The sequence below is a fragment of the Pseudomonas sp. PDM13 genome (assembly GCF_025685765.1).
GTDB classification, from domain to species: domain Bacteria; phylum Pseudomonadota; class Gammaproteobacteria; order Pseudomonadales; family Pseudomonadaceae; genus Metapseudomonas; species Metapseudomonas solani.
The window spans coordinates 1-15,729 of the sequence record NZ_JAOTQU010000050.1 but is presented as its reverse complement, the minus strand read 5'-3'; the positions used below and the strand labels follow the sequence as shown (position 1 = coordinate 15,729).

Below are 15,729 nucleotides of genomic sequence, written 5' to 3'. Positions count from 1 at the left end.
CGACTGCGTTCGGCCTCCTGGAGGGGCGTTGGTGGCTGCTCCAACTTTCTTCGTCAAACGCATCGCCACCTGGTGCGCACGGGCTTTCGTAGGATGGTGTAGAGCGAAGCGAAACCCATGCGGTGGAGGAAAAAAGCAACCTCCACCCTCCATCCGACACAGCCCGCAGGGCGGGTGAAACCCGCTTCGCCGGCACTACACTTTCCCCTGCCCGCTGTGCCTGTACGCAAGCCCCTGGCACGGCGGCACAATGGCTGGCACAGGCAGACAACGGGTTGGCAGACAGAGCAATTTCCCTGGCGCAGCCACGAGGCAGACTGGGACTGCAGAAATCTGCCAATGCACCGCGATCCGCCAGACCAATAATTCAGGGAGCCCCCCTAATGCGAATAAACAGGATCCTCGTCCACTCAGCGCTGAGCCTCGGCTTGTCGCTGGCGGGGCTGAACGCCCATGCGGACCTTCCCGCCGACACCATCGGCCAGGTGACCTTGCCCTTCCCGCCGGAGCCGCACCGCGCCTACATCGTCGACGTCGAGTTCGAGAACTTCGTCGCCGGCCGCGTGACGGTGGTGGACCCGGAGAAGAAGAAGATGCTCGGCATGGTCAGCACCGGCTTCGCCGCGCCCTCGACCCTGAGCCGTGACGGCAAGCGCCTGTACACCGCCGACCTGTTCTATTCGCGCGGCACCCGTGGCACCCGCACCGATGTGCTGACCGCCTGGGACACCTCCACCCTGTCGCCGTCCTGGGAAGTGCTGATCCCCACCAAGCGCGCCGAGATGCTCACCCAGCGCTACTCCCTGGGCACCAGCAGCGACGACCGCTTCGTGTACGTCTACAACTTCACCCCGTCCACTTCGGTCACCGTGGTCGACACCCAGGCCAAGGCGGTGACCGCCGAGATCGCCATCCCCGGTTGCGTGCTCAACTACCCGGTGGGCAAGCGCGCCTTCGCCTCGCTGTGCGGCGACGGCAAGCTGCAGGTGATCAAGCTCGACGACAACGGCAAGGAAGTGGCGCGCACCCAGACCGCCTTCTTCGACCCCAACGCCGAGAAGCTGGTGGAGCGCGGCATCGCCCTGGGCGACACCTACTACTTCACCACCACCACCGGCACCGTGCGCGGCGTGGACGTTTCCGGCGACAAGCCGAAATTCCTCGAGCCCTGGTCGCTGACCACCGAGGCCGAGCGCAAGGCCGGCTGGGCACCGGGTGGCTGGCAGCTGCTGGCGGTGGCGCCCAAGCTCAACCGCCTGTACGTGCTGATGCACGACGCCCACGAGCCGATGAAATGGGAAGACCCGAGCCCCTTCGTCTGGGTCTACGACCTGAAGACCGGCAAGAAGGTCGCCACCCTGGAAGCGCCCAACCCGATCTGGAGCCTGGCCGCCACCAACGACGACAAGCCGTTGCTGCTGGGCACCAACATCACCGGCGGCCTGGAAGTCTTCGACCTGGCCAGCGGCAAGCACACCGGCACCATGGAAAAGATCGCCAAGACGCCGATCCAGATCCTCAGCCACTAGGAGGTCCGCCATGTACAGCGACCCGATCTTCGTCATCGCCAGCGCCCTCGCCGTCGCGGTGATCCTGGCCAGCGCCGCGACCCACAAGTTGCGCGCACCGGCCCGGTTCCGCGACCAGGTGGAGGCTTACCAGTTGCTGCCGAAGGTGCTGCTCAAGCCCTTCGCCCGGCTGCTGCCGCTGCTGGAGGTGGCCCTGGCCTTCGCCCTGCTGGTGCCCGCCAGCCGCAGCCTCGCCGCCCTCGGCGCGGCCCTGCTGCTGGCCGCCTATGCCGGCGCCATCGGCCTGAACCTGTGGCGCGGCCGTCGCGACATCGATTGCGGCTGCTCCGGCCCGGACCAGTCCCAGCCCATCCGCCCGCAGCTGCTGCTGCGCAACGCGGTGCTGGTGGCCCTGGCGCTGGTCGCCACCCTCACCCCCGGCGCCCGTGAACTGGGCGCCTTCGACGGCTTCGTGGTGATCGCCGCGGCCGCCGTCGCCCTGCTCATCTATGCCGCGGCCGATGGCCTGCTGGCCAACAGCCCCCGTCTGCTCAAACTCATTGGAAGGTGAAATATGGAAGGCCTGATCGTTTCCAACATCCTGCTCTGGTGCCTGCTGCTCGCCCTGGCCTTCGCCGTGATGGGCCTGGTGCGCCAGATCGGCGTGCTCCATGCCCGCCTGGCCCCGGCCGGCGCGCTGATGATGGACAAGGGCGTCGCCGTCGGTGACGCCGCACCCAAGGTGACCGCAGCCGACCGCAGCGGCCGCCCCGTGAACTTCGGCTACGCCGGCGAGAAGAGCCAGCTGCTGTTCTTCCTCTCGCCCACCTGCCCCATCTGCAAGTCGCTGCTGCCGGCCATCCGCTCCATCGCCAAGGAACAGGCCGACCGCCTGGAGGTGATCTACGTCAGCGATGGCGACATGGATGCCCAGGCCGCGCTGATCCGCGAGTTCAAGCTGGAAGACGCCACCTACGTGGTCGGCCCGGAAGTGGGCATGACCTACCAGATCGGCAAGCTCCCCTACGCCGCGCTGATCGACAAGGCCGGCACGCTGCGCGCCAAGGGCCTGGTCAATTCCCGCGAGCATCTGGACAGCCTGTTCGAGACCGAGCACCTGGGCAGCGCGACCCTGCAGCAGTACCTGCACGCTGGCCATGCCCATGGCCACTCGCACTCCGCACAACAATAAGGAAGGGAGACTTCCATGAAACTGCTCGATCTCCTGTTCGAACGCTCCGCCCGGCACGTTGCCGACACCACCTCGCGGCGCAAGCTGCTGGCCCGCTTCGGCTCGCTGATGGTGGCCGGCGCCGCGCTGCCAGTGCTGCTGCCCATCGACCGCACCGCCAAGGCCCTGGCTGCCGAGGCGCCCCAGGCCGGCGACCCGGGCGACCCCACCAGCTGCGACTACTGGCGCTACTGCTCCATCGACGGCTTTCTGTGCAGCTGCTGCGGCGGCACCGTCACCTCCTGCCCGCCGGGCACCGAGGTGTCCCAGGTGACCTGGATCGGCACCTGCCGCAACCCGGCGGACGGCAAGGACTACATCATTTCCTACAACGACTGCTGCGGTAAGCACAGCTGCGCCCAGTGCGCCTGTACCCGCAACGACAGCGAGGAGCCGGCCTACCGTCCCTTCAACAACAACGACGTGAACTGGTGCCTGGCCGCCAAGTCGCACATCTACCACTGCACCATCTCGGTGATCCGCGGCGTGGCGATATGAACGGAGGGGTTGTCATGCGAGCACTGTTCATCGTCACGCTGGCCTGCGCCATGGCAGCCCCGCCGGCTTTCGCCCGGGCGATCCCCGACCCGCACCAGCGGGCCGCGCCCGGCAACGAGGCCGAGCAGAAGCCCATCTCCCAGGCGGGCTACAGCACCCCGGTGAACTACCAGCTGCAATGCGCCGGCTGCCACCTGGGCGACGGCACCGGTTCCAAGGCCAACGACACGCCCCGGATGAAGGGTTTCGTCGGCAACTTCCTCAAGGTCAAGGGCGGTCGCGAGTTCCTCGTGCGGGTGCCGGGCATGTCCCAGTCCGCGCTCAACGACGCGCAACTGGCCGACCTGCTCAACTGGCTGATGCGCGAGGACGGCATGGCCGGCAAGAGCATGCCCGCCCGCTACGAGCCCTACAGCACCGAGGAAGTCGCCCGCCTGCGCAAGGTCAGCATGCTCAACCTGCCCGGCACCCGCGCCGAGCTGATCGAGCGGATGCGCCAGCAGGGCATCCCCATCGAGGACGGCATGGACTACTGAGCGCCCTGCCCCCTTCGAGCCTGCCTTCATGGCGGGCTTTTTATTGGGCTGCGGTGGCCCGGTGTGGGAGCCGATGGAGTGCCTGCTCACTCGCAGCAAGGTGCCGGCGGGGAGTCTTTCGCGGCTGAAGCCGCTCCCACAGGGAAATCCGCGGCGAGGCCGATGGGCGAATGAATTCGCCCCTACAGGTGCCGTGTGGGGCATCGTGCCGGCGTACCCGACAATGCGGGGCTAGACCACCAGGCTGAGCCAGGCGGAGGCCAGGAGCAGCAGGGCCATGGCCTGGTTGAAGCGTTTTTGCGCGGCGGCGCTGCGCCACAGGCGGGCGCTGCCGAAGCCGAGCAGTGCCCAGACGCCCATGCAGGGGATGGAGACCAGCAGGAAGGCCAGGGACAGCGTCACCACCCGCGCGGCCTTGTCGGCGCCCTCCCCGGCGAATACGCCAACCACCGCCAGGGCCATCATCCACACCTTGGGGTTGACCAGTTGCAGGCCGATGGCACCGGCCAGGCCGAGGCGCGTGTCGGGGTCGGCCGGGTCGTCCAGCGAACGCGCCTCGCTGCGGAAGATCTGCCAGGCCAGCCAGCTCAGCCAGGCGATGCCGGCCCAGGCCATGGCCCGTTGCAGCACGGGGTGGCTGGCCAGCGCCTCGCCCAGGCCCAGCCCCACCAGCAGCACGATGGCTGCCGCGGCGGAACAGGCGCCGAGGACGATGGGCAGCGCGGCGCCCAGGCCGAAGCGCGAGGCGTTGCTGAGCACCAGGATATTGGTGGGCCCGGGGGTGATGGAGGCGACGAAGGCGAACAGCAGGAAAGGCAGCAACTGTTCCATGGTCAGCCCCCGCAACGAGGGTGAAGAGAAAGGGAAACGGACATCGGCAAGGGCTCCTGTGAAGACGAGCCCCATGGTCACCGCCGCGCCCGGCTCAGTCTGGAAGCTTTGAGCAGCGCTTGCGGTAGTCCGCCGGGGTCAGCCGGTAGGCACGGCGGAACCAGCGCCCGAGGTGGCTCTGGTCGGCGAAGCCGAGGGCGCTGGCGACCTGCGCCGGCGTGTCGCCCCGGGCCAGCAGGGTGCGAGCGCGGGCCAGGCGCAGCTGGATCAGGTAGGCGTGGGGTGCCAGGCCGAAGGCGGCCTTGAAGGCGCGGGTGAGGCGGAAGCGGTCGACGCCGGTGGCGCGGGCCAGGTCGTCCAGGCCGATCTCCTCGTCCAGATGCGAGTGCAGGTAGTCCCGCGCGCGCAGCGCCACCCGGGGCAGGCGCGGGTCCTGTTGCTGGCGCAGGCGCCAGTGCAGGTGCCCGGTCATCTTCGCCAGCAGGTGGTCGATGGCGGCCTGGCGCAGCATGCGCACCTCGTTGCCATGCAGGGCGTGGAAGGCCTGCAGGGTGGCATGGGCCAGCGTCGGGTCGTGGGCCAGGGTGTCGGCGAAGCTCGGCTGGCAGCCGGCCGGCGCGTCCTCGAACAGCGCGTGCATCTCGCGCGCCACCCAGTGCGGGTCGAGGTAGAGCATGGAATAGGTGAAGCCGTCGGCGGTGGGCGCGTGGCCGTCATGGATCTCGCCCGGTTCCAGCAGGAACACCTGCCCCGGTGTGCTGACGTTGCGCCGGCGCCGGCAGTTGAACTGCTGCACGCCCTGCTCGGTGACGCCCACCAGGTAGCTGTCGTGCCAATGGGGGTCGTAGGCGTGGCCCTGGAAATGGGCGCGGATGGTCTCGATGCCCGTGTCACCGTCCTGCGCGAGATCGATCCAGTTGCGGTTTTCCACGGGGCTCTCCAAAGGCCAGGGTGCAAGCCTGCACCGGGCGCGGGTGAAAGGCCATTATCCGTCGTCGGAAAAACGCGTCTGGAAGATTTGTGCAGAAACGGCCCCTTGCGGGGCCGCCCGTGGATCAGGACTTCTGGCTGTAGCTCTGGATCAGGTTGGCGTAGGCCGGCAGGTGGCCGCCGAGGATGCCGCCGAAGCCTTCGATGTCGTTGCGCCAGTCACGGTGCAGCTCGCAGCCGACGCTGAACCAGTTCATCAGCTGGGCACCGGCCTGGCTCATGCGATCCAGCGCGGCGTCGCGCACCACCGGGTTGAAGGTGCCGGAGGCGTCGGTGACGACGAACACATCGAAGCCCTCCTCCAGCGCCGACAGGGTCGGGAACGCCACGCAGACGTCGGTCACCACGCCGGCGATGATCAGCTGCTTGCGGCCGGTGGCCTTCACCGCGTTGACGAAATCGGCGTTGTCCCAGGCGTTGATCTGGCCGGGGCGCGGGATGTAGGGCGCGTCCGGGAACAGGGCCTTGAGCTCCGGCACGATGGGGCCGTTGGGGCCGTTCTCGAAGCTGGTGGTGAGGATGGTCGGCAGGTTGAAGAACTTGGCGATGTCGGCCAGGGCCAGCACGTTGTTCTTGAACTCGTCGGGGGTGAAGTCGCGCACCAGCGACAGCAGGCCGGCCTGGTGGTCGACCAGCAGAACGACGGCGTTGTCCTTGTCGAGGCGGTTATAGCGGTAAGCCATGGCATTGCTCCTTGCTTCGGTTGGGCGCCGGCCTGGTGGGCCGGCGGAAGGGATTCGGGGTGGTCAGAAGGCGAAACAGGAGCAGCCGAAGGCGCCCCAGAAGCCCTGGAAGTCGCTCACCGGCACGCTGGAAAGGCGCGCCCGCTCATGGCTGTGGGCATGCACGCCGCACGGGCCGACGCACTGGTGTACCTGGGCCACCAGCGGCGCGCTGGGGCGCCAGTGCCCGGGCACCTTGGCCACCGGCGACCAGTCCGGCAGCACCGGCACGGTCGGCGGCGCCAGGTCGTCGAACTCGGCGGCGGCGTGCACCACCTTGCCGTCCACCACCGTGAGCACGGACTCGATCCACTTGATGGCTTCTTCCTCGACGCTGAAGAAGTCCGCCGAGAGCGCCACCAGGTCGGCCAGCTGGCCCACCTTGATCTGGCCCTTCTTACCCTGCTCCGAGGAGAACCAGGCGCTGCCGTGGGTGAACAGCTCCAGCGCGGTGGCGCGGCTCAGGCCCTGGGGGTACAGCTCCAGGCCGCCGACGGTGCGGCCGCTGACCAGCCAGTAGAGCGAGGTCCAGGGGTTGTAGCTGGACACGCGGGTGGCGTCGGTGCCGGCGCCCACCGGCACGCCCTCGGCGAGCATGCGCTGGATCGGCGGGGTCTTCTCGGCGGCCTTGGAGCCGTAGCGCTCGACGAAGTATTCGCCCTGGAAGGCCATGCGGTCCTGGATGGCGATGCCGCCGCCCAGGGCCCGCACGCGCTCGATGTTCTTCGGCGTGATGGTCTCGGCGTGGTCGAAGAACCAGGGCAGGCCGTTGAAGGGGATGTCGCGGTTGACCTTCTCGAACACGTCGAGCATGCGCGAGATGGATTCGTCATAGGTGGCGTGCAGGCGGAAGGGCCAGCGCTGCTCCACCAGGTGGCGCACCACCGGCTCCAGCTCCTGCTCCATGGTCTGCGGCAGGTCCGGGCGCGGTTCGAGGAAGTCCTCGAAGTCGGCGGCGGAGAACACCAGCATCTCGCCGGCGCCGTTGTGGCGGAGGAAGTCGTTGCCCTGGCCGTATTTCACCGAGCCAGTCCAGCGCTTGAAGTCTTCCAGCTCTTCCTTGGGCTTCTGGGTGAACAGGTTGTAGGCGATGCGCACGGTGAGCTGGTCGGCCTTGGCCAGCTGCTCGATCACCTGGTAGTCCTCGGGGTAGTTCTGGTAGCCGCCACCGGCGTCGATGGCGCTGGTGATGCCCAGGCGGTTGAGCTCGCGCATGAACTGGCGGGTGGAGTTGACCTGGTAGTCCAGCGGCAGCTTCGGCCCCTTGCTCAGGGTCGAGTAGAGGATCATCGCGTTGGGGCGGGCCACCAGCATGCCGGTGGGCTCGCCACGGCTGTCGCGGACGATTTCGCCGCCCGGCGGGTTGGGCGTGTCCTTGGTGTAGCCGACCACCTTGAGCGCGGCGCGGTTGAGCAGCGCGCGGTCGTAGAGGTGGAGCACGAACACCGGGGTGTCCGGCGCGGCCTTGTTCAGCTCCTCGATGGTCGGCATGCGCTTCTCGGCGAACTGGAATTCGTTCCAGCCGCCGACCACCCGCACCCATTGCGGCGTCGGCGTGCGGTCGGCCTGCTCCTTGAGCATGCGCAGGGCGTCGGCCAGGGACGGCACGCCCTCCCAGCGCAGCTCCAGGTTGTAGTTGAGGCCGCCACGGATGAGGTGCAGGTGCGAGTCGTTGAGGCCGGGGATGACGCTGCGCTTCTTCAGGTCGACGACGCGGGTGGCGTCACCGCGCAGGGCCATGGCCTCGGCGTCGCTGCCGACGGCGATGAAGCGGCCGTCCTTGATGGCCACGGCCGTGGCGCTGGGGTTGTCGCGGTCCACCGTGTGCAGGCGGCCGTTGAAGAGGATGAGGTCGGCTTTCATGTCAGTTCCCGAAGTGGCGGCGAAAGAGGCGCCGGGCATGCCGGCGAAAGGCAGGGCGGACCACAGCGCGCCCGCGGCGCCCAGCAGGGAGCTGTTGGCGAGGAAGCGGCGGCGGCCCTGGTTGGTGTCGTCGTTGTCCATGGGGTTCTCCGGTCAGCGGGCGTTGAGCCAGCCGGCGAACAGCCGGGTGGCGCGGGGCATGAAGAGGTACACCACCAGCAGCACGATGCTGGCGGTGATCACCAGGTTGCTGCCCAGGTAGCTGCCCAGCCAGGGCAGGCGGGCGAAGGCCGGCTGCCAGAGCAGCGGCACCAGCAGGCTCAGCGGCAGGATCACCAGGAAGGTGACGCAGGCCTGCTTCCAGCGCGGCGGCTGGGGCGCATCCGGTGCCTGCGGGGTGAACCAGAATTCGCGCTCATCCTGCACCTCGATGCGGTCGCCGTCGGCCAGCAGCGGCTCGGCTTCGGCGATCAGCGCGCGGCGCTCGGTGGAGTCGAGCCAGTCCTGCAGTTGCCCGGTGCTGGCGAAGCGCAGCACGCAAGTGAACAGCGCCAGGCCGGCCTCGTGGCCGCGCATCACGTCGATGCCCAGGTGGCCCGGGTAGCCCCGTGCAGTGGTGATGGTGCGGCGCAGCCAGGCTTCGTAAGCGGCCTCGCTGCCCGCGCGGATACGGTGGCGTACCAGCAGGGTGACGACTTCCCGCGTGAGTTCATCGGGCATGTCCAGCTCCTGTCGAGAGGTTGAGCGCCGGCGGCCGGCGCCGGGAAATTCAGCGTAGCAGCGCCGTTGCGCTGTACCCGCCGAAACGCGGCACGGGCCAGGCGAGCGAGCCGGGGCCGCTGATCAGCAAGGTGGTGAAGATGACCAGCAGCAACCAGGCGAACTGGCCTTCGGCGACGGACCATTCCGGGTGCACCAGCAGCAGCGAGACCAGCAGCACCGCCAGGATCGGCAGGCAGGCCAGGCGCACCAGGGCGCCACAGAGGATCGCCAGCGGGCAGGCCACCTCGGCGAAGATCGCCAGCAGCAGCGTCGGCATCGCGCCCAGGTGCAGCGGGTCTTCGATCAGTTTCAGCTCCTGGCTGAAACCGAGCAGCTTGGGCAGGCCATGCACCCAGAGCAGCAGGAGCGCGCCGCCGGCACGCAGGAACAGCAGCCCCCAGTCGCTCGCGCCAGCCGGCGGCAGTGTCGTGGCGTTGGCCATGGTGTCGCTCCGGTCGGGTTGTTGACGGCCATGGTGCCGTGCCCGGCCGGGATCGACTTGTATGCATGTGCTGGCTTGGCGCCGATGTGCCCTGGCGATGGCCAAAGCGTCTATTCCGGCACACTCAGGGGGTGGCGAACGGCGCGCGCTGGGCCAGAATGCACAGCCGTGACCGCCCCTCTTGCGCCGGGCGCGTGCCAGCGAGATGCTTGCGCGCCCCCCCATCGCCACCGCCCCGAGGCCCCCGCGAATGCCCGACCTGCTGCAGAACTACCCGCTGATCTTCGGCGTCGCCCTGGTGCTCATCGATCTGGTCCTCTGGCGCCTGCTGCCGGCCAACCCGCCGGCCTGGCGGGTGCTGGCACGCCTGGGGCTGTTCCTCGCCTACAGCGCGCTGATCATCGGTGCCGGGCTCAGCCCGCTGCTGCCGCCGCCCGGTGCCGACACCGCCCAGGCGCTCACCGCCACGGTGCTGGAGATCGTCTGGTGGCTGTACTGCGCGCGCACCCTCACCGTGGTGCTGGGCCTGCTGCTGATCTCGCGCAACGGCCACACCGGGCGCCTGCTGCAGGACGTGATGGGCGCGGTGATCTTCCTCGTGGCCATAGTCGCCGCCGCCGGCTACGTGATGCAGCTGCCGGTCAAGGGCCTGCTGGCCACCTCCGGCGCCATGGCGATCATCGTCGGCCTGGCGTTGCAGAGCACCATGGCGGACGTGTTCTCCGGGATCATCCTCAACACCACCAAGCCCTATCAGCTGGATGACTGGATCTCCATCGACGGCACCGAGGGCAAGGTCATCGAAATCGACTGGCGCGCCACCCACCTGCTCACCGGCCAGGGCAGCACGGCGGTGATCCCCAACTCGGTGGCGGCCAAGGCGAAGATCATCAACAGCAGCCGCCCCAACGACGCCCACGGGGTGGCCATCAGCCTGGAAGTGCCGGCCAGCGTGCGCCCGCGCCGGGTGCTGGATGCCCTGGAGAAGACCCTGCAGGGCTGCAGCGCGCTGCTCAGTTCCCCTGCACCGAAAGTCTCGATCAAGAGCGCCGGCGCCTCGGTCAATGTCTACGAGGCCAGCGGCTTCATCGGCCCGAAGACCAGCAAGGTGGAAGTGCGCAACCTGATGTTCGACCTCGCCCACCGCCACCTGGAGGCCAGCGGCGTGGTGTGGAACGCCGACGCCCTGCCCCAGCCGCGCCAGCGCCTGCTGCTGGACGAGGTGAAGATCTTCCGTGCCCTGGGCAACGAGGAGAAGGACCTGATCGCCCAGGCCATGGAGGCTCGCGACTACCTGGCCGGCCAGGTGGTGCTCAACGTTGGCGAAGTGGCCGAGCACCTGCTGGTGATCGGCACCGGCGTGGTCTCGGCGGCGGTACCCGACGGCGATGCCTGGGTCGAGGCCGGACGCATGGGCCCGGGCGAGATCATGGGCGAGGAAGGCATCATCGACGACACACCCTCCCGGGCCCGTTTCACCGCCCTCACCTCCTGCCGCCTGTACCGCATCGACCGCGACAACATCCGCACCTGCCTGGAGCAGCGCAGCGAAATCCGCACCGCGCTCAACCGCCTGCATGCCTTCCGCGAGCAGGCCAGCCACTCCCTGCTGCTGCAAAAGCCCACCGCCCTGCGCAAGGGTGGCTTCCTGCAGTGGTTGCGCAAGCCGTAGACAGAGGGCTGCACGTAACCCGTAGGATGGGTAGAGCACAGCGAAACCCATCACGCGGAGTTGCAGGACGCCCTGCAAATCGCAACACGAATACCGGCCACGCGGGTTTCACCCGCCCTACGTTCTGCCCCTGTCGGCGTCGCGAATCACCTATGGATTCGCGCCCACCGTGCAAGTTGATGGGTTTCGCGTAGCTCTACCCATCCTACGAATTAGCCAAGCTTTTCTACACTCCAGACAGGAACCCTTCCCGACTGGAGGAGATGGCCATGCGCATTGGCGTGCCCAAGGAGATCAAGAACCACGAATACCGTGTGGGGCTGACCCCGCAATCGGTCGCGGAGCTGCACCGGCTCGGCCACGAGGTGTGGATCGAGACCCACGCCGGCGCCGGCATCGGCTTCAGCGACGCCGATTACCAGGAGGCCGGCGCGCATATCGCCGCCAGCGCCGACGAGCTCTTCTACACCGCGCAGCTGCTGGTGAAGGTCAAGGAGCCCCTGGCCACCGAACGTTCGCGCCTGCGCTCGGACCAGACGCTGTTCACCTACCTGCACCTGGCCCCCGACCGGCCGCAGACCGAGGAACTGATGGCCTCGGGCGCCACCTGTATCGCCTATGAGACGGTCACCGACCACCTCGGCCGCCTGCCCCTGCTGGCGCCGATGTCCGAAGTGGCCGGGCGCATGTCCATCCAGGCCGGCGCCAGCTGCCTGGAGAAGGCCCGTGGCGGGCGCGGCGTGCTGCTTGGTGGGGTGCCCGGGGTGGCCCCGGGCAAGGTGGTGGTGCTGGGCGCCGGGGTGGTCGGCAGCCATGCGGTGGCCATGGCCGTGGGGATGGGCGCCGACGTTACCGTGCTGGACCGCAGCGTCGATGCCCTGCGCCGCCTGGACACCCTCTACGGCAACCGCATCGTCACCCTCTGCTCCACCCACGCGGCCCTGCGCGAGCAGGTGCTGGGCGCCGACCTGGTGATAGGCGGCGTACTGGTGCCCGGTGCCGCCGCGCCGAAACTGATCACCGCCGAGATGGTGGCGCTGATGGCCGAAGGCGCGGTGCTGGTGGATGTCGCCATCGACCAGGGCGGCTGCGCGGAAACCTCCCACGCCACCACCCACGCGGCGCCCACCTACAAGGTCGACGGCGTGGTGCATTACTGCGTGGCCAACATGCCTGGCGCCGTGGCGCGCACCGCGACCCTGGCGCTGAACAACGCCACCCTGCCCTTCGTCATCGCCCTGGCCAACAAGGGTGCGTACAAGGCCCTGGCGGACGACGCGCACCTGCGCAACGGCCTCAACGTCGCCCGTGGCCGCCTGGCCATTGCCGGCGTCGCCGAAGCCCAAAGCCTGCCCTGGACGGCACCGGCGGAGCTGCTGAAAGACCTGGCGAAGTACGCCTAGGCCCGGACGGGTAGCACCCGGTTGCACCCGTCCGTCCGCCTTGCGCTGTAAATATGACTGCGGGGGATTCACCAGTCACAACCAAAATGACATCATGCGCACCGCCCGGCGCCATGCGTCCCCGTGCCGGGCTGATCGGCGATGGAATGCCCGCAGATACAACGCCCGCAACCCGGGCTCATGTCCTTTAGCGCCACGGCGCCCGGACCCTTCTCCGCGTCCTGCGGAACCCTCACAGCGTCCAGCCAAGGCCCGCTTCGTGCGTCGGCCCGGCCCTGGCTGTGTTCGCGGCCAGACGGCGACCCCGTACTCCGCGCTGTAACGACTATCCCGCAGCCTGGCAAAACCCGGCTGTCGATAACAGGCACACCCGCTGCCAGAACACGTGGATACCCTTGCGATGCCCAAAAACCTGAAGTTCAGCCACAAGATCCTCCTGGCAGCGTCCCTGGTGATGATCACCGCTTTTGCCTGCTTCGTGCTGTTCAACGATTACCGCCAGCGCCAGACCCTGCGCACCGACGTGCACAACTCCCTGCAGGACCTCGGCGCCCTCACCACCAGCAACATCAAGAACTGGCTCGAAGGCCGCATCCAGCTGCTCGAATCCCTCGGCCAGCAGGTCGCTGCCAACGGCACCGAGAAGGAGCAACTGGCGCGTTCCATCGGCCTGCCGGTGTATGGCCAGCGCTTCCAGCTCAGCTACTTCGGCGGTGAAGACGGCCTGATGTTCTCGGTACCGGCCGGCAATCGTCCGTCCGACTACGACCCGCGCCAGCGTGGCTGGTACAAGGCTGCCAGCGCCGCCCAGGGCACCATCCTCACCGAGCCCTACATCGCCGCCTCCTCGGGCAAGCTGGTGATCACCATCGCCACCCCGGTGCGCGTCGATGGCCGCTTCGTCGGCGTCGCCGGTGCCGACATGGACCTGGACAGCATCACCCGCCTGATCAACTCGCTGAACTTCAAGGGCAACGGCCACGCCTTCCTGGTCAGCGCCCAGGGCAAGGTGCTGCTGCACCCGCAGAACCAGTACATCCTCAAGAACCTCAGCGACCTCTACCCCGGCGCCGCCCCGGTGATCCGCCCGGGCGTTTCCGAGATCGAAGTGGACGGCCGCACCCAGTTCATCTCCTTCACCCCCATCGAGGGCGTGCCGTCCACCGACTGGTACATCGCCCTGGTGCTGGACCAGGACGCCGCCTTCTCCATGCTCGGCGAGTTCCGCACCTCGGCCATCATCGCCACCATCATCGCGGTGGTCGTGACCTTCTTCCTGCTGGGCATGCTGATCCGCGTGCTGATGCAGCCGCTGCTGGTGATGGGCCGCGCCATGGGTGATATCGCCGAGGGCGAAGGCGACCTGACCCGCCGCCTGGACGTGCATTCCCAGGACGAGTTCGGCGAACTGGCCCAGGCCTTCAACCGCTTCGTATCGCGTATCCACGCATCGATCCGCGAGGTGTCCTCGGCCACCATCCAGGTCAACGAGGTGGCCAAGCTGGTGGTCAACGCCTCCAACTCCTCGATGCACAACTCCGACGAGCAGGCCCAGCGCACCAACAGCGTCGCCGCCGCGATCAACGAACTGGGCGCTGCCGCCCAGGAGATCGCCCGCAACGCCGCCGACGCCTCGCACCAGGCCTCCGACGCCCGCGAGCTGGCCGAGGAAGGCAAGCAGGTGGTGGGCAAGACCCTGACCGCCATGCACGAGCTGTCCACCAAGATCAGCGCCTCCAGCACCCAGATCGAAACCCTGGCCGGCAAGACGGTGAACATCGGCCAGATCCTCGACGTGATCAAAGGCATCTCCGAGCAGACCAACCTGCTGGCGCTCAACGCCGCCATCGAAGCCGCCCGCGCCGGTGAAGCCGGCCGTGGCTTCGCCGTGGTCGCGGACGAGGTGCGCAACCTGGCCCACCGTACCCAGGAGTCGGCGCAGGAAATCCACAAGATGATCGAAGAGCTGCAGGTCGGCTCCCGTGAAGCGGTGGGCACCATGACCGAGAGCCAGCGCTACAGCCAGCAGAGCGTGGAAATCGCCAACCTGGCCGGCGAGCGCCTCTCCAGCGTGACACAGCGCATCGGCGAGATCGACGGCATGAACCAGTCCGTGGCCACTGCCACCGAGGAGCAGACCTCGGTGGTCGAAGCCCTGAACATGGACATCACCGAGATCAACACCCTCAACCAGGAAGGCGTGGAAAACCTCCAGGCCACCCTGCGCGCCTGCGCCGACCTGGAGCAACAGGCCGAACGCCTGAAGCACCTGGTGGGCAGCTTCCGCATCTGACGCACCCGACGGATGAACGACGGCCCCGCACATGCGGGGCCGTTTGCATTCGGGGGTAACCACGTCGGGTTGCACCCGACCTACATCCGACGCTCAACCTGTGGGAGCGAATTCATTCGCGATGGGGTGTGCAAGAAGGACCGAAACCCGGCCTGAAACTCCGCCTGGTGGAGGTAAAAAGCGACCTTCACCCCGGCACAGCTCCGTGGGTTGGCTGAAGCCCGCGTTTCCGGCAAGCGCGTCGGGTTGCACCCGACCTACATGCGATGCCCAACCCCGTAGGGAGGGTGAAACCCGCGAGCCGCTACTCGTCCTCCATCACCCGGGGCGGCAGGCCGATCTGCCCGCCATGGCGCTGGCCCCAGTCATCGAGCACCTTGAGCGCGTCCACCAGCGAGGCGCCCAGCGGGGTGATGCGGTATTCCACCCGGGGCGGCACCTGCTGGTAGTCGCGGCGCAGCACCAGGCCTTCCAGCTCCAGCTCGCGCAGCTGCAGCACCAGCATCTTTTCGCTGATGCCGCCGATCTGCCGGCGCAGCTCACCGAAGCGACGCGTCTGGTCGCCGAGGCTGTAGAGGATCTGCGCCTTCCATTTGCCGCCGATCACCTTCATGACGGCATCCAGGCCCGGATTGCCGTGTTTCTCGTAACTGCTCATAGGCTCAGCATCCTGCTTTGAGGCCGTTTACTGTGCTGCGGGCGTCAAGCGCGCCCTGATGCGGCACTGGGTGGGTATCTGAGGACATTGTCTTGTTCCTCCGTACGAGGCTTCTGAAATCGTCCCTATTGGGCGCTTATCGCCCAAAGCCCACCCTGACCTCGATCAAGTCGCACGCACAAAAACACCAGTACTTACATTTCGGGTGGTAGGCGGGTGATGCCTGATGCCGTCAGTGGGAGCGAATTCATTGGCTCTGTTTGCATTAAGTGTTGCTAGAAGAATTGGGCCCAGCTGATTGCCGAGTTCTGGTGATGCTT

Annotated in this window: 15 protein-coding genes and 1 pseudogene; 9 read left to right on the top strand and 7 right to left on the bottom strand. The window is 67.7% G+C overall.

Translation table 11 applies throughout. From position 1 onward, the window contains the following. Positions 1-383: 383 nt before the first annotated feature. Genes OEJ36_RS30280 through OEJ36_RS30260 form a run of 5 tightly spaced genes read left to right on the top strand, consistent with a single transcriptional unit; the run spans position 384 to position 3,773 of the window. Positions 384-1,529: an amine dehydrogenase large subunit gene (locus OEJ36_RS30280; protein WP_031286963.1), complete on the top strand. Its 1,146-nt coding sequence runs from the start codon at positions 384-386 to the stop codon at positions 1,527-1,529. A 10-nt stretch (positions 1,530-1,539) separates the two neighbouring features. Next, positions 1,540-2,079 (top strand): MauE/DoxX family redox-associated membrane protein, encoded by a 540-nt coding sequence (locus OEJ36_RS30275; RefSeq protein ID WP_021217248.1) that lies wholly within the window; start codon positions 1,540-1,542, stop codon positions 2,077-2,079. 3 nt (positions 2,080-2,082) lie between these two features. Beyond that, positions 2,083-2,700: a methylamine dehydrogenase accessory protein MauD gene (gene mauD, locus OEJ36_RS30270; protein WP_021217249.1), complete on the top strand. Its 618-nt coding sequence runs from the start codon at positions 2,083-2,085 to the stop codon at positions 2,698-2,700. 15 nt (positions 2,701-2,715) lie between these two features. Further along, positions 2,716-3,237, top strand: coding sequence for a methylamine dehydrogenase light chain (locus tag OEJ36_RS30265; protein WP_021217250.1), 522 nt, complete (start codon positions 2,716-2,718; stop codon positions 3,235-3,237). A 14-nt stretch (positions 3,238-3,251) separates the two neighbouring features. Next, positions 3,252-3,773, top strand: a complete 522-nt coding sequence (locus tag OEJ36_RS30260) for a hypothetical protein (protein WP_021217251.1) — start codon at positions 3,252-3,254, stop codon at positions 3,771-3,773. Positions 3,774-4,004: 231 nt separating this feature from the next. On the opposite strand, the gene OEJ36_RS30255 is transcribed toward OEJ36_RS30260, so the two are convergent. The 6 genes from OEJ36_RS30255 to OEJ36_RS30230 all read right to left on the bottom strand — a co-directional run bounded on the left by OEJ36_RS30255 (position 4,005) and on the right by OEJ36_RS30230 (position 9,383). Next, complete coding sequence (locus OEJ36_RS30255; RefSeq protein ID WP_263404640.1) at positions 4,005-4,604, bottom strand: LysE family translocator; 600 nt, start codon at positions 4,602-4,604, stop codon at positions 4,005-4,007. A gap of 94 nt (positions 4,605-4,698) precedes the next feature. Further along, on the bottom strand, positions 4,699-5,535 hold the full coding sequence (locus tag OEJ36_RS30250) for an AraC family transcriptional regulator (protein WP_263404639.1): 837 nt from the start codon (positions 5,533-5,535) through the stop codon (positions 4,699-4,701). A gap of 124 nt (positions 5,536-5,659) precedes the next feature. Continuing rightward, positions 5,660-6,277: an isochorismate family cysteine hydrolase YcaC gene (ycaC, locus tag OEJ36_RS30245; protein WP_263404638.1), complete on the bottom strand. Its 618-nt coding sequence runs from the start codon at positions 6,275-6,277 to the stop codon at positions 5,660-5,662. Between the two features lie 63 nt (positions 6,278-6,340). After that, complete coding sequence (locus OEJ36_RS30240) at positions 6,341-8,179, bottom strand: amidohydrolase (RefSeq protein ID WP_263404641.1); 1,839 nt, start codon at positions 8,177-8,179, stop codon at positions 6,341-6,343. Between the two features lie 153 nt (positions 8,180-8,332). Next, on the bottom strand, positions 8,333-8,899 hold the full coding sequence (locus tag OEJ36_RS30235; protein WP_021217256.1) for an antibiotic biosynthesis monooxygenase: 567 nt from the start codon (positions 8,897-8,899) through the stop codon (positions 8,333-8,335). A gap of 49 nt (positions 8,900-8,948) precedes the next feature. Continuing rightward, positions 8,949-9,383, bottom strand: a complete 435-nt coding sequence (locus OEJ36_RS30230; protein ID WP_263404637.1) for a DoxX family protein — start codon at positions 9,381-9,383, stop codon at positions 8,949-8,951. Between the two features lie 250 nt (positions 9,384-9,633). Here OEJ36_RS30230 and OEJ36_RS30225 point away from each other — a divergent pair, with 250 nt between their 5' ends. The 4 genes and pseudogenes from OEJ36_RS30225 to OEJ36_RS30785 all read left to right on the top strand — a co-directional run bounded on the left by OEJ36_RS30225 (position 9,634) and on the right by OEJ36_RS30785 (position 14,751). Beyond that, on the top strand, positions 9,634-11,055 hold the full coding sequence (locus OEJ36_RS30225; RefSeq protein WP_263404636.1) for a mechanosensitive ion channel domain-containing protein: 1,422 nt from the start codon (positions 9,634-9,636) through the stop codon (positions 11,053-11,055). Positions 11,056-11,324: 269 nt separating this feature from the next. Next, the gene (gene ald / locus OEJ36_RS30220; RefSeq protein WP_263404635.1) at positions 11,325-12,458 is read left to right on the top strand and encodes an alanine dehydrogenase; all 1,134 of its coding nucleotides are present in this window, start codon (positions 11,325-11,327) and stop codon (positions 12,456-12,458) included. 400 nt (positions 12,459-12,858) lie between these two features. Next, positions 12,859-13,893, top strand: a pseudogene (locus OEJ36_RS30790) (cache domain-containing protein); the annotation flags it as partial. 93 nt (positions 13,894-13,986) lie between these two features. Then, positions 13,987-14,751, top strand: a complete 765-nt coding sequence (locus OEJ36_RS30785; RefSeq protein ID WP_410478798.1) for a methyl-accepting chemotaxis protein — start codon at positions 13,987-13,989, stop codon at positions 14,749-14,751. Positions 14,752-15,055: 304 nt separating this feature from the next. Here the strand turns inward: OEJ36_RS30785 and OEJ36_RS30210 are convergent, their stop codons facing one another. After that, positions 15,056-15,409 carry a winged helix-turn-helix transcriptional regulator gene (locus tag OEJ36_RS30210; protein ID WP_263404633.1) on the bottom strand — a complete coding sequence of 118 codons (354 nt, stop codon included), beginning with the start codon at positions 15,407-15,409 and terminating at the stop codon, positions 15,056-15,058. Positions 15,410-15,729 lie beyond the last annotated feature (320 nt).